This window comes from Stenotrophomonas sp. OVS01A (genome assembly GCF_019969775.1).
In the GTDB taxonomy this organism is placed as follows: Bacteria; Pseudomonadota; Gammaproteobacteria; order Xanthomonadales; family Xanthomonadaceae; genus Stenotrophomonas; species Stenotrophomonas indicatrix.
The window spans coordinates 909,961-935,705 of sequence record NZ_JAHXYV010000001.1 but is presented as its reverse complement, the minus strand read 5'-3'; the positions used below and the strand labels follow the sequence as shown (position 1 = coordinate 935,705).

The window sequence follows — 25,745 nt, the reverse complement described above, 5'->3', positions numbered from 1 at the left end:
CGCCCGCATCCACGCATGGCGTGGCTCTACTGCAGCCCGGTAGAGCCACCCCATGGGTGACCGGCCGCTGCCGTAGTAGAGCCACCCCATGGGTGGCTGCCCCCTGGAGTACCGATGCCCCGCCAGCCGAACGCCAGCGCCACGTCCGACCCTGAGCACGGCTTCGTTGCCCGCCTGCTGCACTGGTTCGACGACCACGGCCGCCACGACCTGCCCTGGCAGCATCCGCGCAGCCCGTACCGGGTGTGGTTGTCGGAGATCATGCTGCAGCAGACCCAGGTGGCCACGGTCATTCCGTACTTCCACCGTTTCCTGCAGCACTTCCCCACCCTGCCCGACCTTGCCGCCGCCAGCAACGACGCGGTGATGGCGCAGTGGGCCGGCCTGGGCTACTACGCACGTGCACGCAATCTGCACGCGGCCGCCAAGCGCTGCGTCGTCGAGCACGGCGGCGACCTGCCGCGTGATTTCGATGCCCTGCACGACCTGCCCGGCATCGGCCGCAGCACCGCCGGCGCGATCCTCAGCCAGGCCTGGAACGACCCGTTCGCGATCCTCGATGGCAACGTAAAGCGCGTGCTCAGCCGCTATCACGGCGTCGAGGGCTTCCCTGGCCTGCCCGCCATCGAGAAGCAGCTGTGGGCCATCGCCGAAGCGCAGGTCGCCCAGGTGCCGGCTGGACGCATGGCCGACTACACCCAGGCGCAGATGGACCTCGGTGCCACGGTCTGCAGCCGGTCCAGACCGGCCTGCGTGATCTGTCCGCTGCAGGCCAATTGCGTGGCACGTCGCGAAGGCCGCACCGCCGAGCTGCCAACCGCAAAGCCAAGCAAGACGCTGCCCGAACGCGAGGCGGTGGCTTTGCTGCTGCGCGACAAGCAGCAGCGCGTACTGCTGCAGAAGCGGCCGGACACCGGCATCTGGGCACAGTTGTGGACGCTTCCGCAGGCCGAAGCGGGCAGCGAGCTGCAGGACTGGTTCGACGTCCACGTCGATGGTTCGCTGGAAGATGCCGAGGAACTGCCAGTGCTGCAGCACACCTTCAGCCACTACAAACTGCACCTGCAGGTATTGTCACGGCAGGTGCGCGGCCTGCGCGTGGAAGAACCCACGCTGCGCTGGGTTGGCGCCGCCGAACTGCCTGCACTGGGCTTGCCTGCGCCCATCCGCAAACTGCTTGAGGGCGCGCCCATCAAGAGCCCGAAGCGAACTTCCGCAAAATCCCGCAACCACGAGTGAGTGCCATGCCCCGAACCGTCTTCTGCCAGTACGAACAACGCGATGCCGAGGGCCTGGACTTCGTGCCTTACCCGGGGGAACTGGGCCAGCGTGTGTTCAACCACATCGGCAAGCCGGCGTGGACCGCATGGCTGGCACACCAGACCATGCTGATCAACGAGAACCGCCTTTCCCCGCGAAAGCCGGAGCATCGCGCCTTCCTGGAGACGGAACTGGTGAAGTTCCTGTTCGAGAAGGACGCGGAGAAGCCCGCCGGGTTCACCCCGGAAGCCTGACCTGCCGGTAGCGCCGGGCCATGCCCGGCGTCCAGCCATCCGCCGGGCATGGCCCGGAGCTACCGCCCTACTTCGCGGATTCCTCGCGCTCCTGCACCTGCGCCTGGCGCAGCTCCTGCTCGGAGGCGCGTAGCGCCTTCACGTCGAGCTTGCGTATGGTCTTGATGAAGCACGGCATGCGCGGGCCAGCGGTCGGGTCACGTACCAGCACCTTGTCGAACGGCGCCGAGACGCGGTTCATCCGGCTGGTCAGGCCGATGGCGGTCGCATACGACAGATCCTGGCAGGGACCATTCAATTCCAGCAGGTAGGCCTCGCTCGGACGCGTCCAGACCGCCAGCGCACTGTCGCCCAGCTCGGTCCAGCCATTGAGGCTGCCGAAGAACTGCATGTCCTTCTGCGGTGCGCCGGCGTGGGCACGATACAGCTCCAGCTTCTCGGCACTGCCCAGGCGGCCGGTGGTGGCACAGCCAGCCAGAGCCAGGCACAGCCCGGCGATCAACAGTGGGGTCTTCATGGCCATCTCCACGGGGGAACTGTGCCGATCATGCACCCGCCGGGGTGGTGCCGGCGCAACGGCCGGCAGCCTGGTTCAGCCGTTGGTCGGCGGCCCCCAGCCGACCAGGCCCTGCATCGAATCCGGTAGTCGCCAACCTTGGTTGGCGCTTGGCCGGCCGCTCAGACGTCGGCGTGGGCCAGCGCGTGCAGGCGCCCTTCGCGCAGCTCCAGCACCCGGTCCAGACGCCGTGCCAGCGAGCGGTCATGGGTCACCAGCACCAGGCTGGTATGCCGCGCACGGTTGAGCTCCAGCATCAGCTCGAACACAGTCGCAGCCGTGCGGTCATCCAGGTTTCCGGTCGGCTCGTCGCCCAGCACGCAGGCCGGGTGATTGACCAACGCGCGCGCCACCGCGGCACGCTGGCGTTCACCGCCGGACAGTTCGCCGGGCTTGTGGTCCAGGCGATGGCCCAGGCCGACCGATTCCAGCAGCGCAGTCGCACGCGTACTGGCCTCGGCCACCGCGGTACCGGCCAGCATCACCGGCATCATCACGTTTTCCAGCGCGGTGAATTCCGGCAGCAGGTGGTGGAACTGATAGACGAAACCCAGCGCCTGGTTGCGCAGCAGGCCGCGCGAGGTGTCCGACAGCGCCGACATGCGCTGACCGGTGACATAGACCTCGCCCGCAGTCGGCGTGTCCAGCCCGCCCAGCAGGTGCAGCAGCGTGCTCTTGCCGGCACCGGAGGCACCGATGATCGCAACCGTCTCACCTGCAGTCACCGTCAGGTCCAGCCCGTCGAACACCGGTGTCTGCATGCGCCCTTCGGCGTAGGTCTTGCCCAGCCCTTCGGCACGGATCACTTCATCGCCGCGGTTGAAGACCTTATTCATAGCGCAGGGCCTCCGCCGGCTGGGTGCGTGCTGCCCGCCAGGCGGGATACAGAGTGGCCAGGAAGCTCATCAGCAGCGCGACCAGGGTGATCACCACGATGTCACTGGTCTGCATGTCGGTCGGCAGGCCGGTGATGTAGTACACATCCTCCGGCAGCAGCTTGACGTTGAACACCGACTCGATGGCGCCGAGGATGCGTTCCAGGTTCAAGGTCAGGGTGATGCCGCCGATCAGGCCGGCAAGGGTGCCGAAGATGCCGATCAGCGAGCCCTGCACCATGAACACCTGCATCACCCCGCCCGGGGTCAGGCCGAGGGTGCGCAGGATCGCGATGTCGGCCTGCTTGTCGGTCACCAGCATCACCTGCGAGGACACCAGGTTGAACGCGCCCATGGCGATGATCAGCGAGAGCAGGATGCCCATCACCACTTTTTCCATGCGCAGCGAGTGGTACAGGTTGGCGTTCTGCTGGGTCCAGTCGCTGACCCGATAGGCACCGCCGAGGTTCTGCGCCAGGTCCACGCCCACCTCCAGCGAGCGGTCCATGTCATGCAGTTTCAGGCGCACGCCGGTGGCGCCATCGGAACGCAGTACGCGCTCCAGGTCTTTCATGTTGGCAAAACCCACACCGCGATCGACCTCGTTGTAACCGGCCTCGAAGATGCCGCTGACGGTGAAGCGCTTCATCCGCGGCACCGCGCCCGCTGGCGTGCCCTGCACTTCCGCGAAGGTCACCAGCACCTGGTCACCGACGTCCACGCCCAGCCAGACGGCCAGTTCCTTGCCCAGCAACAGGTTGAAGCTGCCCGGGGTCAGGCTGCCGTAGCTGCCCTTGGTGACCTTCTTGTCGATCACCGACACCTTCGGTTCCAGTGCCGGGTCGATGCCCTGGATGATCGCACCCTGCACGCGCGGGCCGCTGATCATCGACTGGATCTCGATATACGGCGCAGCACCGGCCACGCGCGGATCCTTGTTGGCCACATCGACCACGCGCATCCAGTCCGGCATCGGTTCGCCGTCGCGGCTGATGGTGGTGTGCGCGGTCATCTGCAGCAGGCGGCTGCGGATTTCCTTCTGGAAACCGCTCATGACCGCCAATGTGGTGATCAGCACCGTCACCCCGAGCGCGATGCCCAGGATCGATGCCATCGAAATGAAGGAGATGAAGCCGTTGCGGCGCTTGGCGCGCAGGTAGCGCAGGCCAATGGCCACGGGAATGGGTTTGAACATGCAGGCACGCCAGTCGATTCAGCCTATGGTGCCACCGACCGGGGCCGACGGGAAACGCTTCTTGCGGCCACGGCCAGTCGCAGTTCACGTCGTTGTGCGCGATCAAGCACGTCCGGCCAGAACAACAGGCGCCTGCGACGCCAGCCCTCGCGCCAGTGCAGCAGCAGCCAGGGCCCGCGCACCACCAGCCGCGGCTCGGCAATATCGCCGCCGTCCAGCCGCAGCAGCGCTGGCAGGGGCGGCAGCTGCAGCACGACAGGGCGCCGCCGCAGGCGCCAGGCCAGCTCAGCCAGGCCAAGCGCCCAGACCCCGATCAACGCCGGAAGCAGATGCGCGGATGGCAGATCCGAAGCATGCAGCAGCCACGGTGCGGCCAGCAGTACCGCCAGCTGGGCGCCGGCCTGCAGCCGCGACGGGCGCCACTCAAGGCTTGAGGGCGAGGATCCTGTGCATGAGGGGGACGGCGTGTGCATGCGGGCAGGCCTCGTAGCCCATGAACCAGCGCCACAACTTATCGTCCTCGCAATCGAGCAGGAACAGGAAAACCTCGCGGTCTTCGGTCGGCGCACTGCTCCATTCGCGGTCCAGGTAGCGACCGAACAACTGGTCCAGTTCGCGCATGCCGCGCCGGCAGCGCCAGCGCAGCTTCTTCAGCAGGATTTCTTCATCCATTGTGTTTCTCCAGATACAGCAAAGCCACGCATGGCGTGGCTCTGCTGGGGGCATGCAACTACCCGGCACCGTATCAGGCGCGGCGTTCCATCATCAGCTTCTTGATCTCGGCGATCGCCAGCGCCGGGTTCAGGCCCTTCGGGCAGGTCCGGGCGCAGTTCATGATGGTGTGGCAGCGGTACAGCTTGAACGGATCTTCCAGATCGTCCAAGCGCGCACCGGTGTCCTCGTCGCGCGAATCGATGATCCAGCGGTAGGCCTGCAGCAGGATCGCCGGGCCCAGGTAACGCTCGCCGTTCCACCAGTAGCTCGGGCAGCTGGTCGAGCAGCACGCGCACAGGATGCACTCGTACAGACCATCGAGCTTCTTGCGGTCTTCCGGCGACTGCAGGCGCTCACGGTCCGGCGGTGCCGGGGTCTGGGTGCGGATCCACGGCTTGATCGAGGCGTACTGCGCGTAGAAGTGGGTCAGGTCCGGAACCAGATCCTTGACCACGTTCATGTGCGGCAGCGGGTAGATCGGCACTTCCTTCTTGCCGCAGTCCGAGATGGCTCGGGTGCAGGCCAGGGTGTTGGTGCCGTCGATGTTCATCGCGCACGAACCGCAGATGCCTTCGCGGCACGAGCGCCGGAAGGTCAGGGTCGGGTCGATCTCGTTCTTGATCTTGATCAGCGCGTCCAGGACCATCGGGCCGCAGGCGTCCAGATCGACGTCATAGGTGTCGGTGCGCGGATTGCTGTCGTCGTCCGGACTCCAGCGGTAGATCTTGAAGGTGCGCACGTTCTTGCCGCCGGTCTTGGCGGGGAAGTGCTTGCCCTTCGTGATCTTGGAATTCTTGGGGAGTGAAAACTCGGCCATGGCTGCTCTCGTTGGCTCAGGCGGCCCGCGCCCGAGGGCGCGGATTGCATGTTAGGCGGGGTCGGATCAGTACACGCGCGGCTTCGGCGGCACCACGGACACGTCATCAGTCAACGTGTACATGTGCACCGGACGGTAGTCGAAGCTGCACTTGCCCTTCTCGTCCACGCTGACCAGGGTGTGCTTCTGCCAATTGACGTCGTCGCGGTCCGGGAAGTCCTCGTGCGCGTGTGCGCCGCGGCTTTCCTTGCGCTGCTCGGCCGAGTTGATCGTCGCCACTGCATTCAGCAGCAGGTTGTTCAGCTCGTAGGTCTCGATCAGGTCCGAGTTCCAGACCAGCGAACGGTCGGAGACCTTCACGTCCTGGAACGAATCGAAGATCTTGTCCATCTTCTCGCAGCCTTCCTTCAGCGTCTGGCTGGTACGGAAGACCGCCGCGTCGGCCTGCATGGTGCGCTGCATGCGATCGCGGATGACCGAAGTCGGGGTATCGCCGTTGGCGTGACGCAGCTTGTCCAGCAGGCCCAGCGCCTTGTCGCAGGCGTCGGCCGGCAGGGTCTTGTGCGCCGCACCCGGGGTGATCGTCGCCGCGCAACGGTTGGCCACCGCACGCCCGAACACCACCAGGTCCAGCAGCGAGTTCGAACCCAGGCGGTTGGCACCGTGCACCGAAACGCAGGCCGCTTCGCCGATGGCGTACAGGCCCGGCACGACCGCATCGGGGTTCTCGCCGTCCTTGCGCACCACTTCACCGTGGTAGTTGGTCGGGATGCCGCCCATGTTGTAGTGCACGGTCGGAATCACCGGGATCGGCTGCTTGTGCACGTCGACGCCGGCGAAGATGCGCGCGCTCTCGGCGATGCCCGGCAGCTTGTCGTCGATCACGCCCGGGCCGAGGTGGGTCAGGTCGAGCAGGATGTGGTCCTTGTGCTCGCCCACGCCACGGCCTTCGCGGATCTCGATGGTCATCGAACGGCTGACCACGTCGCGCGAAGCCAGGTCCTTGTAGTGCGGTGCGTAACGCTCCATGAAGCGCTCGCCGCTGCTGTTGCGCAGGATGCCGCCTTCACCGCGGACACCCTCGGTGATCAGGCAGCCGGCGCCGTAGATGCCGGTCGGATGGAACTGCACGAACTCCATGTCCTGCATGGCGATGCCTGCGCGCATGGCCAGGCCGCCACCGTCGCCGGTGCAGGTGTGCGCCGAGGTGGCGCTGAAGTAGGCGCGGCCGTAGCCGCCGGTGGCCAGCACCACGCCCTGGGCGCGGAACAGGTGCAGCGTGCCGTCGGACATGTCCAGCGCCAGCACACCACGGCAGGCACCTTCGTCATCGAAGATCAGGTCGAGTGCGAAGTACTCGATCATGAAGCGTGCATCGTGCTTCAGCGACTGCTGGTACAGCGTGTGCAGCATCGCGTGGCCGGTACGGTCGGCCGCCGCGCAGGTACGCTGCGCCGCCGGGCCTTCGCCGTACTGGGTGGTCATGCCACCGAACGGACGCTGGTAGATCTTGCCTTCGGCGGTGCGGCTGAACGGCACGCCGTAGTGCTCGAGCTCGATGATCGCCGGAATCGCTTCACGGCACATGTACTCGATGGCGTCCTGGTCGCCCAGCCAGTCCGAACCCTTGATGGTGTCGAAGAAGTGGTAACGCCAGTCGTCCTCGCCCATGTTGCCGAGCGCGGCGGAGATACCGCCCTGGGCGGCAACGGTGTGCGAACGGGTCGGGAAGACCTTGGTCAGGCACACGGTCTGCAGGCCCTTGGCGGCCAGGCCGAACGTGGCACGCAGGCCGGCGCCGCCGGCGCCCACCACGACCATGTCGTACTTGTGTTCGGTAATCTTGTAAGCGGACATCTAGTCTGGATTCCTGTCTTGGCGCCTGGGCTCAGGCAACGCCGAGGGCGATGCGGCCCACCGCAAACACACTGACGATCATGCCGAGCACGGCAACGAACTTCACCGCGGTCTGCAGCACCAGGGCCAGCAGCGATTCGTGGATGTAGTCCTCCAGCACGACCTGCAGGCCGAGCTGGGCATGCCAGAACATGGCGATCAGCAGGCCGATCAGCGGAACGGCGTTCCACGGCTTGGCGATCGCGGCGGTGGCGGTCACGTAATCCGAGCCCAGCAGGCCCAGCACGAACACCAGGAACCAGATGCCCAGCACGACCAGCGCGGCGGCGGTCAGGCGCTGATGCACGAAGTGCTCGGTGCCGGTCTTGGCCGAACCCAGACCGCGCACGCCCTTCAACGGGGTACGGAACTTGCTCATGCGGCACCTCCGAACAGCACATAGGCCCACACCGCCAGGGTGATCAGCAGGCTGCCGATCACCGACATCCAGCTGCTGCGGATGAAGGTGGCAATGCGGAATCCGATCGCGAAGTCCTGCACGATATGGCGGATGCCATTGCACAGGTGATAGGCGAACGACCATGTCCACGCGAACAGGAACACGCGGCCATACCAGGCCCCGGCATGGCCGGTGAAGCAGTTCCAGGATTCGGGCCCCATCATCAGAGCCAACAGGCCTCCGGCGATGATGAGGGCACCAACAGACAGAAAGACGCCAGTGGCTCGATGCAGGATCGAGGTGGCCATCTGAATCTGCCAGCGATACACCTGAAGGTGCGGAGAAAGGGGACGTTGTCTGGTCGCCATTCGCTGGGCTCGTTGTCTCGGCTGGGCGGCATAAGGCCGCGTTGGCTCAATGCTGATCAAAAATCGATGCAGCGTCCGTTTTTTTCCCAATCGCCATACCGCACCGGATCAAGTCCGCCGCGGCCACCGAATTCTTCTTCCACCTCTGGTTGTTCCACGGGCACAGGGACCGGGGGAACCAGCGGGGCTTCAGCTTCGGCGTCGGGAGTGGGGGTTGTTTGGCCTATCATGATGGGTCTCGCAACGCACAAATTTTAGACCTCGTTCACGTGCCTGACAACCTTCCCCCTGCTTTCGTCGCATATCCGCGCCTGCCCGGCCATCAATTGCTGAGCCTGCAGGGCGTGGATGCAGTGGCTTTTGCCCATGCCCAGTTCAGCAGCGACGTGACCGCCCTGCCCCTGCTGCACTGGCAGTGGAGCGCGTGGCTGAGCGCCAAGGGCCGCACCCTGGCGGTGTTCCAGCTGCTGCGGCTGGCCGACGACCATGTGCTGCTGGTGCTCGCCGACGGTGATGCCGATGCGATTGCGTCGCAACTGCAGCGCTTCGTGTTCCGCCGCAAAGTGAAACTGCAGGTGCATGCAGACCTGGCCGTGGCCGGTGCCTTTACTGCGCCGGAAGCCGCCGCTGGCGCCGCCATCGCGCTGGTCGGCAGTCAGGGTTGGGAGCTGGATCTGGGCAGCGACGCACTTCCCCGTACTTTGCGCATCGGCCCGGTCGAGGCCTTCCCGGCCAGCGACGAAGCCGAAGATGCCGCCTTCGCCCTGGCCTGGCGCCAGGCCGACCTGCGCTTTGGCCTGCCACGCTTGGCAGAGAGCCAGCGCGAGGTGTGGACCCCGCAGCAGCTGGGTCTGGACCGCCTCAACGGCTACAGCGTGAAGAAGGGCTGCTACCCCGGCCAGGAAATCGTCGCGCGCACCCATTTCCTCGGCAAGGCCAAGCGCGCGGTGCAGCTGCTGCATACCGCTGCACCTGCGCAGGCAGGCGATGGCGTGCAGCAGGACGGGGGCGCGCTCGGCACCCTGGCCAGCGTGGCCGGCGATCTGGCACTGGCTGTGCTGCCGCTGGAGACCGGCGACAGCGAACTGCAGGTGGGCAACGCGGTCGCGCAGCGGATGCCGCTGCTGGACGGCCTGGCGCGCTGAGGCGCCGATCCGGCATTTCATCCACGCATGTCATCCACGCATGGCGTGGATCTACTGGGGATCACGGTGGGTGCGGACCGTTGGTCCGCACGCCTTCGGCGAAGGAGGGTAGTGCCGGCCACTGGCCGGCAACCACGCCGGGTTGAGGTTGCCGGCCAGCGGCCGGCACTACCGGTTACAGGCGCTCGCCGGTTTCCGGGTTGAAGAAATGCAGGCCCTGCGGGTGGATCGCCACCCGGATGTCCTCGCCCACGCCCGGCAGCGACTGCGGCGCCACGCGCATGGTCAGCGCGTGCTGGCCGCTGCTCATGTTGACGAAGATCTCGTTGCCGACCGGCTCGATGCCTTCGATGCGCGCGGTGAACGCATGCGTGTCTTCACTGCCTGCCGGCTGCAGGTGCTCGGGACGCACGCCCACGGCGATCGGCTTCTGCAGCCACGCCGGATCGATCGTCGCCTGCCCCAACGGGGCACGCCACTGGCCATCGACCACGGTCACGCCACCGGCGTCGCCCTGCAGCGTGCCGCGCAGCACGTTCATCGCCGGGCTGCCGAGGAAGCCGGCCACGAACAGGTTGGCCGGGCGGTCGTACAGCGCCATCGGCGTATCGATCTGCTGGATGATGCCGTCCTTCAGCACCACGATGCGCTGGCCCAGGGTCATCGCCTCGACCTGATCGTGGGTCACGTAGATCATGGTGGTGCCCAGCTTGCGGTGCAGCTGCGCGATCTCGGTGCGCACGCTGTGGCGCAGCTTGGCATCCAGGTTGGACAGCGGCTCGTCGAGCAGGAACACCGCCGGCTCACGCACCAGCGCACGGCCCAATGCAACGCGCTGGCGCTGGCCACCGGACATCGCCTTGGGCAACTTGTCCATCATGTCGGTCAGCCCCAGCGTCTGCGCGGCTTCGCTGATGCGCTTGTCGATGGTCGCCTTGTCGTGCCCGCGCAGCTTCAGGCCAAAGGCCAGGTTCTCGGCCACGGTCATGTGCGGATACAGCGCGTAACTCTGGAACACCATCGCGATGTCGCGATCCTTCGGCGCCACGTCGTTGACCACGCGATCACCGATGGTCAACGTGCCGCCGCTGATCTCTTCCAGCCCGGCCACCATCCGCAACAGGGTCGACTTGCCACACCCCGACGGACCGACCAGCACCATCAACTCGCCGTCGGCGACCTCGAAGGTGGCGTCCTTCACTGCAACCTGGCCGTTGTCGTAGACCTTGCGCACACCCTGCAACTGCACTTTTGCCATTTCACTCATCCAGTCCGCCCGACGCCGGGCTGTCTTTTGGGACTGCCTCGGCCCTCCCGATGGCAGTGATGATTGCGCGGTTGCCGCATGACGGCGACCACTGCAATCGAATACAGTTGCCCATTCTGCCATGTAAACGTTTTCACGTGGCACTATCCGACAGTCGGTGCGCGCCGACCTGCATCGTCGACCGAACGAAGGGTTGCCGCTGTAGTGGTTTCGATTGGAACGGTGCTCCGGCAAGCCGGAAAACCGATCCAGATGAGCCTCGGACAGGCAGTTGCGCGGATGTCCCCCGAACCCAGCCATGAAGCGATTGACAACGATGTCACCCGGATCTGAAACTCGAGCGATGCACGACACACTCTTCCTGTTTGGTGCCACAGGTGATCTGGCCCAGCGCTACCTGTTCCCTTCGCTGCTGCGCCTGCTCGGCGACGGCCTGCTGCCGGAGGATTTCCGCATTCGTGCGCTGGCCCTGTCGGGCCACGACACCGAAGCCTTCCATGACATCCTGCGCCCGCGCCTGCAGCAGGCCATGCCGATGGCCAGCCAGGAGGACATCGCCTCCCTGCTGCGCCGCATCGACTACCGCTCGGTGGACCTGCGCGACGTCGACTCGGTCGCCGCTGCCGTGTCCGACCTGGTCGACCGCCGCTGCGTGAGCTACCTGGCGATCCCGCCGGGCCTGTACATCTCCACCTGCGAGGGCCTGGCCAAGGGCGGCGCGCTGGCCGCACCCGCGCGCCTGATGCTGGAGAAGCCGATCGGCAGCGACAGCGAAAGCGCCGAGGAGATCATCACCACCATCGGCCAGTGGATCGACGAAGACCGCGTGTTCCGCCTCGATCACTACCTGGGCAAGGCAGCGGTACAGAACCTGATCGCGCTGCGCTTCGGCAACACGCTGCTGGAAGCGGTGTGGAACCGCAATTACATCGAATCGGTGCACATCCTGGTCGCCGAAAGCGAAGGCGTGGATGGCCGCGATGCCTACTACGCGCGCTCCGGCGCCCTGCGCGACATGGTGCAGAGCCACATCCTGCAGCTGCTGTGCATGGTGGCGATGGAGCCGCCGGCGTCGCTGGAAGCCGACCGCATCCGCGATGAGAAGGTCAAGGTGCTGCGCGCACTGCGCCCGCTGGATGCCAAGCACGCCGCGCGTGACAGCGTGCGCGGCCGCTATACCGCCGGCAGCATCAACGGCCAGCCCGCACAGGCCTACCAGCCGCCGGAAGGCAGCGACGTGGAGACCTTCGCCGGTGTCACCGCGCACATCGACAACTGGCGCTGGAGCGGCGTGCCGTTCCACCTGGTCACCGGCAAGCGCCTGCCCGAGCGCACCACCCGCGTGGTGGTGACACTCAAGCCGGTCACGCATTGGTTGTTCGAGCGTCCGCAGCGTGCGCAGGCCGCACCGAACCGCCTGGTGTTCCAGCTGCAGCCGCAGGAGAACATCGAACTGGGCCTGATGAGCAGCCTGGCCGGGCCGGAATGGGGCGCGCTGGAACTGCAGCCGCTGGAGCTGGAGCTGTCGGTGCCGACCGGCCTGCATCGCCGTATCGCCTACGAGCGCCTGTTCCTGGACGCCTTCAACGGCAACCACACCCTGTTCGTGCGCGATGACGAAGTGCGTGCCGCCTGGGCCTGGATCGACAGCGTTGCCGATGCCTGGAAGGCGGCCAACCTGCCGCTGGAACCCTACCCTGCCGGCCAGTGGGGCCCGGCCAACGCGGTCGACTTCCTGCCGCAGGGCGTGGATGCGCCAGATAGCGGAGCGTCGGAATGAGTGCCAGCTCGCAGCCCGTGCTGGTCGCCGACATCGGTGGTACCAATGCCCGCTTCGCCCTTGCCGACACCTCGCAGGACGCCCCGCTGCTGAAAGAGAGCATCCGCGAGTACGCCGTGGCGGAGTTCCCGTCGCTGGGTGATGCCGCGCGCCACCATCTGGAGCAGATCGGCGCCACCGCAAGCCGTGGCGTGTTCGCAGTCGCCGGTCGTGTCGATGGTGACGAAGCCCGCATCACCAACCATCCGTGGGTGATCTCGCGCAGCCGCACGGCCGCGATGCTTGGTTTCAACGAGCTGCACCTGATCAACGACTTCGCCGCGCAGGCGATGGCGATTTCGCTGCTGCAACCCGATGACGTCGTCCAGGTCGGCGGTGCCGCCTGGGTTCCGGGCAAGCCGGGTCAGCCGCGCAACTACGCAGTGATCGGCCCAGGTACCGGCCTCGGCGTCGGCGGCCTGATCCTTCGCCACGGCCGCTGTTACCCGCTGGAAACCGAGGGCGGCCATGTCAGCTTCCCGCCGGGAACGCCGGAAGAGATCCGCATCCTGGAGATCCTGTCCGAGCAGTTCGGGCGCGTCTCCAACGAGCGGCTGATCTGCGGCCCCGGCCTGGTCAACATCCATCGCGCAATCTGCGAGATGGCGGGTATCGACCCGGGCCAACTGCAACCGGTGGACGTGACCGCCCGCGCCCTGCACGGCGATCCACAGGCGATGCGTACCGTGGATGTGTTCTGCGCGGTGTTCGGCGCCATTGCCGGTGATCTGGTGCTGACCCAGGGCGCCTGGGATGGTGTGTTCCTGACCGGTGGGCTGACTCCGAAGATGCTCGATTCATTGCAGCACTCCGGTTTCCGCCAGCGCTTCGAACACAAGGGCCGGTTCTCTTCGATCATGGCGCGGGTGCCGTCGCTGGCCGTGATGCATCCCCACGCCGGACTGCTGGGCGCCGCTGCCTATGCTGCCGACGCCGAACGTGACGCACCAGGAGTTGCCGCATGACCCCCATCTTCCAGGACGACCGTATCGACTTCATCAACCATGGCGATGCCGATGGCTGGATCGAAGCGGTTGCAGCCGAAATGGCGCAGGCGATCAACCACGACATCACCGAACTGGGCCGCGCACGCATCCTGCTGTCCGGCGGTACTACGCCGGCACCGGTGTACCAGGCGCTGGCCGAGCTGGACGTGCATTGGGACCGCGTTGAAGTGAGCCTGGCCGACGAGCGCTGGTTGTCGCCGCAGGATCGCGACAGCAATGCGTGGCTGGTGCGCGAGAACCTGCTTACACGTGCCGAAGGTGCGCACTTCGATCCGCTGGTGCGGATCGGCAAGCCGCTGCCCGAGTGCGTGTACACCGCCAACCTGCAGGCCCAGCACAGCCAGGCCCCAAGCCTGGTCGCACTGGGCATGGGCAACGACGGCCATACCGCCTCGCTGTTCCCGGGCTCGAAGGACCTGACCCGCGCGCTGGAAAGCACCCTGCCGTACGCCGCGCTGGATGCCACCGGCTGTCCCGGTGCCAACCAGTGGCCGCTGCGCATCACCCTGACTCCGCGCGGCCTGGCCCAGTGCCGCCAGCGTCTGCTGCTGCTGCGCGGCAAGCAGAAGCTGCAGGTGCTGCGCCAGGCATTGGACAGCAACGACCCGCAGCAGTATCCGATCCTCAACGCGATCAACCTGGAAGGCGCGCGCCTGCGCGTCCACTGGGCTGATTGATGTCGGCGGCGGCGCCCTGCTGCCGCTTGCCTCTCGCCACCTCGAACGCCGGTAGCCAATGAGCCTCCATCCGCAACTGCAAGCCATCACTGAGCGCGTCATCCGCCGCAGCGCCGCTTCGCGCGCCGCCTATCTGGCAGCGATCGACGCCTCCCTGCGCGATGGCCCGTTCCGCAGCCGCCTCAGCTGCGGCAACCTCGCCCACGGTTTCGCCGCCTGTGGTGGCACCGACAAGAGCCGCCTGCGCGGCGGCGTGACGGCCAACCTGGGCATCATCACCGCCTACAACGACATGCTGTCGGCGCACCAGCCGTTCGAGACCTATCCCGAACAGATCCGTGCGGTGGCCCGCGAACTGGGCGCGACGGCACAGGTGGCCGGCGCTGTGCCGGCGATGTGCGACGGCGTCACCCAGGGCCGCGGCGGCATGGAGCTGTCGCTGTTCTCGCGCGATGTCATTGCCCAGGCCACCGCGATCGGGCTCAGCCACGACATGTTCGATACCACCGTGTACCTCGGTGTGTGCGACAAGATCGTGCCGGGCCTGCTGATCGGCGCCCTCGCCTTCGGCCATCTGCCGGCGGTGTTCGTGCCGGCCGGCCCGATGACGCCGGGCATTCCCAACAAGCAGAAGGCCGAAGTGCGCGAGCGCTACGCCGCCGGCGAAGCCACCCGCGAAGAACTGCTGGAAGCCGAATCGGCGTCCTACCACGGCGCAGGCACCTGCACCTTCTACGGCACCGCCAATTCCAACCAGGTGCTGCTGGAAGCGATGGGCGTGCAGCTGCCGGGCGCATCGTTCGTCAATCCGGACACGGCGCTGCGCGATGCACTGACCCGCGAAGCCACCGAGCGCGCACTGGACATCACCGCGCTGGGCGACGACTTCCGTCCGCTGGGCCGGATCATCGACGAGCGCGCGATCATCAACGCGATCATCGCGCTGATGGCCACCGGCGGCTCGACCAACCACACCATCCACTGGATCGCGGTGGCACGTGCGGCCGGCATCGTGCTGACCTGGGACGACTTCGACGAGCTGTCGCAGCTGATCCCGCTGCTGGCGCGCGTCTATCCGAACGGCGAGGCCGACGTGAACCGCTTCGCTGCAGCGGGTGGCCCGGCGTTCGTGTTCGGTGAACTGATCAAGGCCGGCCTGATGCATGGTGACCTGGTCAGCGTGGCCCGTGGCGGCATGGCCGACTACGCGCGCGAGCCGCAGCTGCGTGATGGCAAGCTGGTGTACCTGCCGGGCCTGGAACGCAGCGCCGATGAAGAAGTGGTGCGCGGTGTCGACAACCCGTTCGAGAGCCAGGGCGGCCTGCGCCTGCTGCGCGGCAACCTTGGCAAGTCGCTGATCAAACTGTCGGCAGTGAAGCCGCAGTACCGCACCATCGAAGCGCCGGCCGTGGTGGTTGATGCGCCGCAGGTGCTGAACAAGCTGCACGCCGGCGGCCTGCTGCCCGAGCATTTCGTGGCGGTGGTGCGTTACCAGGGTCCGCGCGCGAACGGCATGCCGGAACTGCATTCGCTGGCGCCGCTGCTGGGCCTGCTGCAGAACCAGGGTCGGCGCGTGGCGCTGGTCACCGATGGTCGCCTGTCCGGTGCGTCGGGCAAGATTCCCGCCGCCATCCACGTGACGCCGGAAGCTGCACGCGGTGGTCCGCTGGGCAAGGTGCGCGAGGGCGACATCATCCGCCTGGATGGTGAGGCCGGCACGCTTGAAGTGCTGGTGGACGCAGCCGAATGGGCCGCGCGTACTCATGCGCCGAATACGGCGCCGGCCGCCAATGACCTGGGCCGCAACCTGTTCGCGATCAACCGGCGTGTGGTGGGTCCGGCCGATCAGGGCGCGATTTCGATTTCGTGCGGTCCGGCGGCGGCTGACGGTGGGCCGTGGGACTACGACGCGGAGTATGAGCTGGGGCACGATGCTGCTGCGGCGGCGGCGCCGCATGAGGCGAAGGACGCCTGAGGGATTGAAGCGCGTTGCGGGTATGTGGCGGCGGTTGGTTTCCAGGGGGCGGCGAAGGGCAGGCCGTCGCCAGGACACGCCGTAAATACATCCCTGTAGGCTCGATCGCGCCATCCATGGCGCGAACGGTCCTGGCGACGCCCTGCCCTCCGCCGCATCACAGTTTCCGGCGCCGATACGCCGCGAAGTGATCATTGAAAGCACAACTAGAGCGAAAGCAAAGGCAGAAGCAGAGCTATGGGTATCGAACAACATCAGGTGCGGGCGGCGGAGTTGTTGCATGCGGCCGGCATCCTGCCAGTGGTGACGATTCATACGCTGGACCAGGCACGTGCGGTCAGCGCGGCGCTGCTGGAAGGCGGATTGCCGGCGATCGAGCTGACGCTGCGTACGCCGGTGGCGATGGAAGCACTTGCGATGCTCAAGCGTGAGCTGCCGGATGTGGTGGTCGGCGCCGGTACGGTGCTGACGGTTGAGCAGATGCAGCAGTCCATCGATGCGGGCGCCGATTTCCTGGTGACCCCGGGCACGCCGCCGGTGCTGGCCGATGCGTTGGCTGCGGCAGCGCTGCCGGTGGTACCGGGTGCGGCGACGCCGACCGAACTGCTGGCGCTCTACGCGCGCGGGTTCCGCGTGTGCAAGCTGTTCCCGGCCACGGCCGTGGGCGGCCTGGCGATGATCAAGGGCGTAGCCGGCCCGATCGCCGACCTCAAGCTGTGCCCGACCGGTGGCATCACCGAGAACACAGCCGCCGACTACCTGGAGCAGAAGAATGTGGTCTGCATCGGTGGCTCGTGGATGGTGCCGGGCAGCTGGATCGACGCCGGCCAATGGGACAAGGTGCGCGAAAGCGCCGCGCAGGCCGCGAAGATCGTCAAGCGCGTACGCGGTCACTGACGCACTGCGGGTGAGAGCCCTTTCCCGCCTGGAAAGGGATCCGCCCCCAAGCGCGCAAAGCGCGCGACCCGCTCCTTCCGTTCCCTTCTTCATTCCGCGGTGGCAGCGTACGGAACCTGTCCGTGGCCCTGCGGAGGGATCGCGCAGGGGCGTAAGCGCCATGGATGGCGCGCCCGAGCCTCCAGGGATGGATTCACGGCGTCCCCTGCGCGATCCCTCCGCAGGGCCAACCCCACGAACTCCGTCGCACCACCGCGAGGGGCTCAGCCGTTGGCTGAAATCCTTACAGCGGCCGTGCCGGATCCACCAGCCCGTACTGGCTGGCCATCCGCGCCAACGCGATGTTGTCGTGGATTCCCATCTTCTCGAACAACCGCGCCTTGTGCGTGTTGACCGTCTTCGCGCTCAGGCTCAGACGACGGGCGATATCTTCCTGGCGCAGGCCCTGGGTCAGCAGCAATGCCACTTCCAGCTCACGCGGCGACAGGTTGTCGAACGGCGAGCCGTTGCCTTCCACGGTGGACAACGCCAGGTTCTGCGCGATGCTCGTGCCCAGGTAACGTCGTCCGGCGGCCACGTCGCGCACCGCACGCAGCAGTTCCTGCGCATCGCAGCCCTTGCCGATGTAACCGGCGGCGCCGGCTTCGAGCAGGCGCTTGGGCAGCGGACCGTCTTCCAGCACCGACACGATCACCACCCGCGTGCTGCGGTGGCCACGAACGATGCGCTCGGTTACTTCCATCCCGCTCACGCCGGGCAGGTGCAGATCACACAGCACCACGTCCGGTTGCAGCTGGCGGATCGCGGGCAGCGCGTCTTCGCCCGTTTCGGCCTCGCCCACCACTTCAATGTCGGTTTCACTCGACAGTATCATTTTCATCCCGGTGCGGACCAACGCATGGTCATCCACCAGGTAGACTCGAATCGTCATTCACGTACCTCTTCGGATGCGGCCAATACGGGTCAACCTAGGCAGGAGCACCTGACCACTGCAAGCGCGGATGTTGCGCAATTCCGGCGTTCTGCCTTGCGCATCACATTCTTCACGCACTGATCGTGCCCCTTGCCCTGCAGAACCCGTTACAACGAAACAACCCGTCCCTCAGGTAGACGCCCTTGGGAGGGCATCCACGTCACTCCCCTTGCGTGATCGCTTCGCTGGCCGTCGCTGGCGGCGAACCGTGCCGTCGCCATGGATGACGGCGGCTGAACATGACCAGATAGCACCCTACCACCCAAACCAGCGCGGCACACCACCCGGCGAGGATGTCGGAGGGGTAATGCACCCCCAGATAGACCCGGGAAACGCTTACCAGCAGGCTGAACGACGGCGCCAGCAGCAGTACCGGCCAGCGCCAGCGGGTATTCCAGGCCAGCAGCACCAGGGTGACCGCCAGGGTCATCGAGCCCATCGCGTGGCCACTGGGGAAACTGAACGTGGATTCCGGCGCGATCGATTCCCACAGGCTGGGCCGGTCGCGCTGGAAGAAGTGCTTGCTGCCCATGTTGAGCAGCGCCGACCCTACGAAGCTCACGGCCACGAAGGTCGCTTCACGCCAACGCCGGTGCCAGGCCAGTGCACCGACAATCAGCACATCGGCCGGGATCAGGAACCACTCGTAGCCCAGCTTCGACAGCAGCACGAACACATGGTCCAGCCACGGCGAATGCAGGCCGTGCATCTGCCACAGCAGCGGCGCATCGAAATGGAAGGATTCGAACTCGTGCACCTCGTCGGCCAGGGCGACGAATCCGGCCAGCGGCAGCAGCACGCCGGCAAACAGCAGCAGCAGCCGCCAGGCATTGCGCGCCATCCAGTGGCGGAAGCCGGAGGCGGGCTCCGGTGCAGCGAGGATCGTCGGCTTACCCGGCGCTTCGGACATAGGTGCGTTCAACGTAATCATCGATCAGGGCGACGAATTCCTGGGCGATGTTCTCGCCACGCAGGGTCACCTTCTTCTCGCCATCGACGAACACCGGTGCCGACGGTGCTTCACCGGTGCCCGGCAGCGAGATGCCGATGTTGGCATGCCGCGACTCCCCCGGCCCGTTGACCACGCAGCCCATCACCGCCAGGGTCATGTTCTCCGCACCCGGGTGCTGGATCTTCCACAGCGGCATCTTTTCGCGCACGTGGTTCTGCACCACCTTGGCCAGCTCCTGGAAGAATTCCGAGGTGGTACGGCCGCAGCCCGGGCACGCCGTGACCAGCGGAGTGAAGGCGCGCTGGCCGGTGGTCTGCAGCAGTTCCTGGGCGACGATCACTTCCTGCGTGCGCGACTGGCCCGGTTCGGGCGTCAGCGAAATGCGGATGGTGTCGCCGATGCCTTCCTGCAGCAGCACGCTGAGCGCCGCCGCCGAGGCAACGATGCCCTTGCTGCCGATACCGGCTTCGGTCAGGCCCAGATGCAGGGCGAAGTCCGAACGCTGGGCCAGGTCGCGGTAGACCGCGATCAGCTCCTGCACGCCGCTGACCTTGGCCGACAGGATGATCCGATCGCGCGGCAGGCCTATGTCCACCGCCTGCTCGGCCGAATCCAGCGCCGAACGGATCAGCGCCTCGCGCAGCACGCGGCCGGCGTCCCAGGGCTGTTCGCGGTGGTTGTTCTCGTCCATCAGCTTGGCCGCCAGGGCCTGGTCCAGCGAGCCCCAGTTGGCGCCGATGCGCACCGGCTTGTTGTAGCGGATGGCGAACTCGATCAGCTGCGCGAACTGCAGGTCCTTCTTCTTGCCGAAGCCCACGTTGCCCGGGTTGATGCGGTACTTGGCCAGTGCTTCGGCGCAGGCCGGCTCGGCCGTCAGCAGCTGGTGGCCGTTGTAGTGGAAGTCGCCGATCAGCGGTACGTCGATGCCCATCATCGCCAGCTTGTCGACGATGCGCGGGATCGCCGCGGCCGCTTCGACCGTGTTGACGGTCAGGCGCACCATTTCCGAGCCGGCACGCCAGAGCTCAGCGACCTGCTTGACGCTGGACGCCACATCGGACGTGTCGGTATTGGTCATCGACTGCACCACGACCGGCTTGCCACCGCCCACGGTGACTCCACCGATCTGGACCGCTTGGGTCAGGCGACGGGGCCAGGAAGTGGCATCGGAGGGGGCTGTAGGGCGGGTGACGGCGTCATGCATGCGGGCATTCTAACGCCCGCCCCGACCTTCCGGGTGTGTCGCATTCAGGCGACAGTCCGGCTGCGGCCGATTGTCGCAGGCAGCCGTCCCCGCGAACGCATACGATGGGCGCGAATGACCGGTCCCGACGCCCCGTTTCTCCGAACCCTGTGCAGCCTGCGCTGGTTGGCCGTGGCTGGCCAGGCGGCCACCATCCTGGTTGCGACCTGGGTGCTGGGACTGCCCTTGCCGCAACTGCCGCTGTGGTCGGGCGTGGCCGTGCTCGCCGTATTCAACCTGTATACGCAGCTGCGCCCGGAGCCGGCCGATACCGCGCCGCTGACCGCCTTCGGCCACATCCTGGTGGACGTGATCATCCTCACCTGGATGGTCAGCTGGAGCGGCGGCATCGCCAATCCGTTCGGCTCGCTGTTCCTGATCCTGATCGCCCTGGCGGCCTTCGCCCTGCCCCTGCGCTGGGCACTGGCCGTGGCCAGCGCCTGCCTGCTGGGCTACGCCGCCAGCGGACTGTTCGGGCAACCGCTGCCGGCGGGCTATTTCAACGCACTGGACCTCAATCGCTGGGGCGTGATCGCCACCTTCCTGCTGTCCGCTGCGGTCGTACTGATCTTCTCTACCCGGCTGGCGATCGCGCTGCGCGAGCGCGAGCTGGAACTGTCGGCACTGCGCGAACGCTTCGCGCGCAACGAGGGCATCGTCGCCCTGGCCACGCATGCAGCCTCGGTGGCGCACGAACTGAACACGCCGCTGGCGACGATGACCCTGCTCGCCGACGACGTGGCCGAACGCAGCGAAGAACCGGAAGTGCGCGAGGACATGGAAACCCTGCGCGAACTGCTGGTGCAGTGCCGGGAGCGCGTGCTGGCCCTGGCCGCCCCGGCCTCCAATGACGGCCCCGGGCGCGCCCACTCCACGGCCCAGCAGGTGCTGGAGCAATGGCGGCTGGTGCGCCCGACCATCGACCTGCATCGCAACGACGACGCACCGCTGCGCCTGCCGCTGGACCCGGGCGTCGGCCACCTGCTGATGGTGCTGCTGAACAACGCGGCCGATGCCGGCGAGCAGGCCGGCCGACCGCGCGTCGATCTCAGCCTGCGCATCGAAGGCGACGACCTGATCGGCGAAGTGCGCGACTACGGCCATGGCTTCAACGCCCGCGCCGCCGTGCTGCCGGGCAAGCTGTTCGGCAGCAGCAAGAGTGAAGGCATGGGCGTCGGTCTTGCCCTGTCCCATGCCACCATCGAACGCCTGGACGGCGAGATGTGGATGCGCCCGGCCCAAGGGGCCGGTAGCCGCGTCGGCTTCCGCCTGCCGTTGGCCCCCCGCGAGGAATGACCATGACTGCTTCCACCCTTGGCCTGCTGGTCGACGACGACGAACTCTACCTGCGCACCCTGCAGCGCAGCCTGGCCCGCAAAGGGCTGGAGACGCAGACCGCACAGGATGCCGCCAGCGCGCTGGCACTGGCCCGCCAGCATCCGCCGGCGTTCGCGCTGATCGATCTGAAGCTGGGCAGCGATTCCGGCCTGGCCCTGATACAGCCGTTGCGCGCGCTGCGCGCGGATATGCGGATCCTGCTGGTGACCGGCTATGCCAGCATCGCCACCGCAGTGGAGGCGATCAAGCTGGGCGCCGACGACTACCTGCCGAAGCCATCGACGGTGCCGATGATCCTGCGTGCGCTGGGCGAGGAAGACGATGGCCCCGCCGATGACGGCGAGATGGAAGTGCCCGATGCGATGACCCCGATCAGCCGCCTGCAGTGGGAACACATCCAGCAGGCGATGCATGAAACCGGCGGCAATGTGTCGGCGGCCGCGCGGCTACTCGGCATGCACCGGCGTTCGCTGCAGCGCAAGCTGGCCAAGCGGCCGAGCCCGGAACGCGATCCGAGCCGGTGATGCGTCGTCGTATTCGCCGGGCATGGCCCGGCGCTACCGGCATGACGAAGGGTAGCGCCGGGCCATGCCCGGCGGCATTCCCCGCCCGCGTCAGCCCTTCAGCTGCGCCAGCAGCTCACGGGTCAGCGGATCATTGATCTGGACATCCTCGCCCTGCCTGGCCTCGGCGTCCACTTCTGCAATCCATTGATCCACCCCACCACGCATCAGATCTGCCCGACTGGGCAGGACGTCGCGCGCAGGGCTATACAGATCGAGCAGCAGTCGGTTGCGGGCCTCGACTGTCATGTCCGCGCCGCCAGACCGCTCGACGATGATGTCAGCCCGCGCCAGGCCCTGCTCATCCACGCACCGCTCGCCATGACGCAGCAGAACCAGCACCGGCACATCGGCGCCCTCCTGCACGGCTGCCTGCAGCCGGTCGTGTCCGTCCAGCACCACGTGTGCCTGCAGGCCACTGACCCACATCAGCAGCACCGGTGGCAGTGATCCTGCCCGGGCCTGCCTGGCCCAGGCCTTGACCCGCCCAGCCGTGCCCATAGACGGTGCCCGCAGCAGGACGGGAGGCAGGCATTCGCCGTGCGTCACGCTCGACCAGTCCAAGGTATCCACCGCCGGTCGGGCCAGCGCATCTGACGCGAGCGTGAGCGGCATCCGCGCACGCTCCAGGCCATGCAGCGTCGGCTGCAGCAGCCATTCGCCCTGGGCCAGCGGAGATCGATCCGAACGGGTAAGGGCCCGTGCGAAATGACGTGCCCACGCTGCGGCAGTCCGCACCGGATCATCCGAATGCAACGCCCGCACCTCGGCAGCCGTGATCGGTGGAATGATCGCCGGCGAGGCCGGGGAGGCGCTGCGAAGCAGGTCCACACCGAAGTAGTCGGGCTCCACCCTCGCCCACAACATGGGGCGTTCCTCGGTACCCACCCGTATCCGGTCCGGCGGGCAGACCGAAACCACAAGCGCAGGGCGCACGGGGGCCTGCACGATCAGGTGCAGACCCGCCCACGCCTCGGGCTGCCTTCGTCGAACGAGGTCGCGCCAGTGCATCGACGCACGCATCCGGCGCGCCGCGCTCAGCCCTTCAGCTGCGCCAGCAGCTCACGGGTCAGCGGATCATTGATCTGGACATCCTCGCCCTGCAGGGCCGGCAGCAGGCCACTGGCCAGCTGCTTGCCCAGTTCGACACCGAACTGGTCGAAAGCGTTGATGTTCCAGATCACCGACTGCACGTACACCGCGTGCTCGTACATCGCGATCAAGGCGCCCAGCGCCTGCGGGGTGAGCGCGTCGAGCAGGATCATCGTGCTCGGGCGGCCGCCCGGGTAATCGCGGTGCGGATCGTCGCTGCCCTGGCCGTTGGCCAGTGCTTCGGTCTGCGCCAGCAGGTTGGCCATCAGCGCCTGGTGGTTGACCGTATACGGATCATCGTTGTGCACGCAGCCGATGAAATCGGCCGGGATGATGCTGGTGCCCTGGTGCAGCGCCTGGAAGAAGCTGTGCTGCACATCGGTGCCCGCACCGCCCCACCACACCGGCACGGTGTCGGTGGTGACCGGCTGGCCATCGCGCTGCACGCGCTTGCCCAGGCTTTCCATCACCAGCTGCTGCAGGTAGGCCGGCAGCAGCGCCAGGCGCTGGTCGTAGGTCATCACCGCATGCGTGGCGTGGCCCAGCAGATTGCGGTTCCAGATGTCGGTCAGGCCGTGCAGCACCGGCAGGTTGCGCTCCAAAGGCGCGTCCAGTGCATGCGCATCCATCTGCGCGGCACCTTCCAGCAGCTGCTCGAAGCGCTCGAAGCCGATGGCCAGTGCGATCGGGAAACCGACGGCCGACCACAGCGAATAGCGGCCGCCCACCCAGTCCCACATCGGCAGCACGCGCTCGGCGGCAATGGCGAAGGCCTTGGCGGCGCGTTCCGGATTGGCGCTGACCGCGTACAGACGGTCGCTGCCGCCCAGCCAGTCATGCAGGATCTGGCCGTTGAGCAGGGTTTCCTGGGTACCAAAGGTCTTGGAAATGAGGATGCCGGCGGTCTTCGCCGGATCCAGCGTGGCCAGCGTGCGCTGCATGGCGGCGCCGTCCACGTTCGACACGAAATGCACGCGCAGGCGTGCGCCTGTGACCGGGCGCAGCGCATCGGCGACCAGTCGCGGGCCGAGATCGGAACCGCCAATGCCGACGCTGACCACATCGGTCACGCCGCTGTCTTCCAGCGCGCGCACCAGCACGCCCATGCGCTGGCGGATGCCGCGCGCGGTGGCATAGGCCTCGGCCGCTACCGGCGCATCGACTACATCACCGCGCAACGCGGTATGCAGCGCAGCGCGGCCTTCGGTCAGGTTGACCTGCTCGCCACGGAACAGGCGCGTGATGGCGCCGCCGACATCACGTTCGGCAGCCAGCGCCAACAGCGCCTGCAACGCTGCGGCATCGTATTTCTGCCGGGCGAAGTTGACATACAACGGACCGACCCGCAGCGCCAGGTCCTGTACACGGCCGGGTTCGGCGGCGAGCAGGCCGGGAATGCTTGCGCCCTTCAGGCGCTGGGCGTGGGAATGCAGCGAGTCGAATCCGTTGTTCGTTGTCATGCGGCCTGGGTCGGGATCGTGTCGTTGGTGTGGGAAATCTGGTTGTTGCCATCCACGTACACCAGCTTCGGCTTGAAGCTGTCGGCTTCCTGCTCGGTCATGCTGGCGAAGGCGGCAATGATGATGATGTCACCGACCTGCACGTGGCGCGCGGCGCCACCATTGAGCGAGACGACGCCGCTGCCGGCTTCGGCGCGGATCGCATAGGTCGAGAAGCGCGCACCGTTGGTCACGTCCCAGATGTGCACCTGCTCGAACTCACGGATGCCGGTGGCAGCCAGCAGGTTGTCATCGATGGCGATGGAGCCTTCGTAGTTCAGCTCGGAATGGGTGACGGTGGCGCGGTGGATCTTGGTCTTGAGCAGGGACAGGTGCATGGGGGCGCTGCAACGGCAAAGGAAAGAGCGGATTCTAGCACCCACGCGGCAACCGTCAGGTAGCGGCCGCAGGATGCTGAAGACCGTTCAGCCGGTGCGCTGCTGCGCGCCCGGCGATGGCGCCGCGGCGCCGGCCAGCACGGCCCGGAACACGGCATGGAACGCCAGTCCGGCCATCATGCCGAATCCGGCCGCCACCAGTACCGAGAAGGCATAGCTGGCCCAGTCGAAGTTGCCCGCAGAGGACAGCTGGCTCATAAGAGCACCGCCGGAGCCGTCGGGCCAGGCACAGGTGGCCATGGCCAGCGCGCCCAGCCCTGCCCCGACCAGCGCGAACCACACCCAGCGCAGGCGGCCGGAAGACAGCAGGATCAGGCCCATCGGCAGCAGCACCGCCACGGCGTGGGCGAAGGCCAGCACGAACATCAATGCGGCCGCCAGCGCGGCCGTGGCCACTTCCTGGCCGAGACTGAGACCGGCAATCAGGCCACCGATCACCAGCGAAGGCAGCAGCGCGGCGGCGAACACCGCCAGGATCGCCGCCACGGCGCGGCGGCCGGGGCTGGCTGGAAACGAGGTCATATCGGCAGGTCATCCTTGTCCGGCGAACACGGGCGCCCACTGC

At 66.9% G+C, this 25,745-nt stretch carries 28 protein-coding genes; 10 read left to right on the top strand and 18 right to left on the bottom strand.

Features of this window, described 5'->3' with window-relative positions:
* The first annotated feature begins 114 nt into the window (after window positions 1–114).
* Both mutY and LC407_RS04465 read left to right on the top strand, forming a co-directional pair.
* Window positions 115–1,239, top strand: coding sequence for an A/G-specific adenine glycosylase (gene mutY / locus LC407_RS04470; RefSeq protein ID WP_059063804.1), 1,125 nt, complete (start codon window positions 115–117; stop codon window positions 1,237–1,239).
* A 5-nt stretch (window positions 1,240–1,244) separates the two neighbouring features.
* A complete protein-coding gene (locus LC407_RS04465) occupies window positions 1,245–1,514 on the top strand; it encodes an oxidative damage protection protein (RefSeq protein WP_025878821.1) in 270 nt (89 codons plus the stop codon).
* A 67-nt stretch (window positions 1,515–1,581) separates the two neighbouring features.
* Here LC407_RS04465 and LC407_RS04460 read toward each other — a convergent pair whose 3' ends face one another.
* The 10 genes from LC407_RS04460 to LC407_RS04415 form a co-directional block, all read right to left on the bottom strand.
* Window positions 1,582–2,031, bottom strand: coding sequence for a DUF6491 family protein (locus LC407_RS04460; protein ID WP_025878820.1), 450 nt, complete (start codon window positions 2,029–2,031; stop codon window positions 1,582–1,584).
* A gap of 161 nt (window positions 2,032–2,192) precedes the next feature.
* Complete coding sequence (lolD, locus tag LC407_RS04455; RefSeq protein ID WP_032977862.1) at window positions 2,193–2,906, bottom strand: lipoprotein-releasing ABC transporter ATP-binding protein LolD; 714 nt, start codon at window positions 2,904–2,906, stop codon at window positions 2,193–2,195.
* Window positions 2,899–4,140: a lipoprotein-releasing ABC transporter permease subunit gene (locus tag LC407_RS04450; RefSeq protein ID WP_025878818.1), complete on the bottom strand. Its 1,242-nt coding sequence runs from the start codon at window positions 4,138–4,140 to the stop codon at window positions 2,899–2,901. Before LC407_RS04450 ends, lolD begins: the two co-directional genes overlap by 8 nt.
* Before the next feature lie 23 nt (window positions 4,141–4,163).
* A complete protein-coding gene (locus tag LC407_RS04445; protein ID WP_033830836.1) occupies window positions 4,164–4,613 on the bottom strand; it encodes a hypothetical protein in 450 nt (149 codons plus the stop codon).
* Window positions 4,564–4,812, bottom strand: coding sequence for a succinate dehydrogenase assembly factor 2 (locus tag LC407_RS04440; protein ID WP_025878816.1), 249 nt, complete (start codon window positions 4,810–4,812; stop codon window positions 4,564–4,566). Before LC407_RS04440 ends, LC407_RS04445 begins: the two co-directional genes overlap by 50 nt.
* Window positions 4,813–4,885: 73 nt before the next feature.
* On the bottom strand, window positions 4,886–5,671 hold the full coding sequence (locus LC407_RS04435) for a succinate dehydrogenase iron-sulfur subunit (protein WP_025878815.1): 786 nt from the start codon (window positions 5,669–5,671) through the stop codon (window positions 4,886–4,888).
* Between the two features lie 66 nt (window positions 5,672–5,737).
* Window positions 5,738–7,528, bottom strand: coding sequence for a succinate dehydrogenase flavoprotein subunit (sdhA, locus tag LC407_RS04430; RefSeq protein ID WP_025878814.1), 1,791 nt, complete (start codon window positions 7,526–7,528; stop codon window positions 5,738–5,740).
* Window positions 7,529–7,559: 31 nt separating this feature from the next.
* A complete protein-coding gene (gene sdhD / locus LC407_RS04425) occupies window positions 7,560–7,946 on the bottom strand; it encodes a succinate dehydrogenase, hydrophobic membrane anchor protein (protein ID WP_025878813.1) in 387 nt (128 codons plus the stop codon).
* Window positions 7,943–8,335, bottom strand: a complete 393-nt coding sequence (gene sdhC / locus LC407_RS04420) for a succinate dehydrogenase, cytochrome b556 subunit (protein ID WP_025878812.1) — start codon at window positions 8,333–8,335, stop codon at window positions 7,943–7,945. The genes sdhD and sdhC overlap by 4 nt, the downstream gene beginning before the upstream one ends.
* Before the next feature lie 56 nt (window positions 8,336–8,391).
* Entirely contained in the window at window positions 8,392–8,565 is a 174-nt protein-coding gene (locus LC407_RS04415; RefSeq protein ID WP_080149151.1) for a DUF1674 domain-containing protein, read from the bottom strand.
* 39 nt (window positions 8,566–8,604) lie between these two features.
* Here LC407_RS04415 and LC407_RS04410 point away from each other — a divergent pair, with 39 nt between their 5' ends.
* Entirely contained in the window at window positions 8,605–9,480 is an 876-nt protein-coding gene (locus tag LC407_RS04410) for a folate-binding protein YgfZ (protein WP_099783605.1), read from the top strand.
* Window positions 9,481–9,655: 175 nt separating this feature from the next.
* Here LC407_RS04410 and ugpC read toward each other — a convergent pair whose 3' ends face one another.
* Window positions 9,656–10,738 carry a sn-glycerol-3-phosphate ABC transporter ATP-binding protein UgpC gene (ugpC, locus tag LC407_RS04405; RefSeq protein ID WP_025878810.1) on the bottom strand — a complete coding sequence of 361 codons (1,083 nt, stop codon included), beginning with the start codon at window positions 10,736–10,738 and terminating at the stop codon, window positions 9,656–9,658.
* A gap of 352 nt (window positions 10,739–11,090) precedes the next feature.
* Here ugpC and zwf point away from each other — a divergent pair, with 352 nt between their 5' ends.
* The 5 genes from zwf (at window position 11,091) to eda (ending at window position 17,122) form a co-directional block, all read left to right on the top strand.
* On the top strand, window positions 11,091–12,527 hold the full coding sequence (zwf, locus tag LC407_RS04400; RefSeq protein ID WP_025878809.1) for a glucose-6-phosphate dehydrogenase: 1,437 nt from the start codon (window positions 11,091–11,093) through the stop codon (window positions 12,525–12,527).
* A complete protein-coding gene (gene glk / locus LC407_RS04395) occupies window positions 12,524–13,531 on the top strand; it encodes a glucokinase (RefSeq protein WP_025878808.1) in 1,008 nt (335 codons plus the stop codon). Before zwf ends, glk begins: the two co-directional genes overlap by 4 nt.
* Window positions 13,528–14,250: a 6-phosphogluconolactonase gene (gene pgl, locus LC407_RS04390; RefSeq protein WP_025878807.1), complete on the top strand. Its 723-nt coding sequence runs from the start codon at window positions 13,528–13,530 to the stop codon at window positions 14,248–14,250. The genes glk and pgl overlap by 4 nt, the downstream gene beginning before the upstream one ends.
* A gap of 58 nt (window positions 14,251–14,308) precedes the next feature.
* Complete coding sequence (edd, locus tag LC407_RS04385) at window positions 14,309–16,225, top strand: phosphogluconate dehydratase (protein WP_025878806.1); 1,917 nt, start codon at window positions 14,309–14,311, stop codon at window positions 16,223–16,225.
* A 237-nt stretch (window positions 16,226–16,462) separates the two neighbouring features.
* Window positions 16,463–17,122 carry a bifunctional 4-hydroxy-2-oxoglutarate aldolase/2-dehydro-3-deoxy-phosphogluconate aldolase gene (eda, locus tag LC407_RS04380; protein WP_223482256.1) on the top strand — a complete coding sequence of 220 codons (660 nt, stop codon included), beginning with the start codon at window positions 16,463–16,465 and terminating at the stop codon, window positions 17,120–17,122.
* Window positions 17,123–17,405: 283 nt separating this feature from the next.
* Here eda and LC407_RS04375 read toward each other — a convergent pair whose 3' ends face one another.
* From LC407_RS04375 to ispG, 3 genes are all read right to left on the bottom strand, one after another.
* Entirely contained in the window at window positions 17,406–18,053 is a 648-nt protein-coding gene (locus LC407_RS04375; RefSeq protein ID WP_025878804.1) for a response regulator, read from the bottom strand.
* Window positions 18,054–18,255: 202 nt separating this feature from the next.
* Window positions 18,256–19,005, bottom strand: coding sequence for a phosphatase PAP2 family protein (locus tag LC407_RS04370; RefSeq protein WP_025878803.1), 750 nt, complete (start codon window positions 19,003–19,005; stop codon window positions 18,256–18,258).
* Window positions 18,986–20,251 carry a flavodoxin-dependent (E)-4-hydroxy-3-methylbut-2-enyl-diphosphate synthase gene (ispG, locus tag LC407_RS04365; RefSeq protein ID WP_088101382.1) on the bottom strand — a complete coding sequence of 422 codons (1,266 nt, stop codon included), beginning with the start codon at window positions 20,249–20,251 and terminating at the stop codon, window positions 18,986–18,988. The genes LC407_RS04370 and ispG overlap by 20 nt, the downstream gene beginning before the upstream one ends.
* A gap of 114 nt (window positions 20,252–20,365) precedes the next feature.
* On the opposite strand from ispG, the gene LC407_RS04360 reads away from it, so the two are divergent.
* Window positions 20,366–21,586 (top strand): ATP-binding protein, encoded by a 1,221-nt coding sequence (locus LC407_RS04360; RefSeq protein WP_032952097.1) that lies wholly within the window; start codon window positions 20,366–20,368, stop codon window positions 21,584–21,586.
* On the top strand, window positions 21,583–22,152 hold the full coding sequence (locus LC407_RS04355) for a response regulator transcription factor (RefSeq protein WP_032952096.1): 570 nt from the start codon (window positions 21,583–21,585) through the stop codon (window positions 22,150–22,152). Before LC407_RS04360 ends, LC407_RS04355 begins: the two co-directional genes overlap by 4 nt.
* 90 nt (window positions 22,153–22,242) lie before the next feature.
* Here the strand turns inward: LC407_RS04355 and LC407_RS04350 are convergent, their stop codons facing one another.
* From LC407_RS04350 to LC407_RS04335, 4 genes are all read right to left on the bottom strand, one after another.
* Window positions 22,243–23,202, bottom strand: a complete 960-nt coding sequence (locus LC407_RS04350) for a hypothetical protein (protein WP_223482255.1) — start codon at window positions 23,200–23,202, stop codon at window positions 22,243–22,245.
* Between the two features lie 26 nt (window positions 23,203–23,228).
* A complete protein-coding gene (gene pgi / locus LC407_RS04345) occupies window positions 23,229–24,743 on the bottom strand; it encodes a glucose-6-phosphate isomerase (protein WP_059063792.1) in 1,515 nt (504 codons plus the stop codon).
* Window positions 24,740–25,120 carry an aspartate 1-decarboxylase gene (gene panD, locus LC407_RS04340; protein WP_004153087.1) on the bottom strand — a complete coding sequence of 127 codons (381 nt, stop codon included), beginning with the start codon at window positions 25,118–25,120 and terminating at the stop codon, window positions 24,740–24,742. The genes pgi and panD overlap by 4 nt, the downstream gene beginning before the upstream one ends.
* A gap of 87 nt (window positions 25,121–25,207) precedes the next feature.
* Window positions 25,208–25,702 (bottom strand): hypothetical protein, encoded by a 495-nt coding sequence (locus tag LC407_RS04335; protein WP_223482254.1) that lies wholly within the window; start codon window positions 25,700–25,702, stop codon window positions 25,208–25,210.
* Window positions 25,703–25,745: the final 43 nt, after the last annotated feature.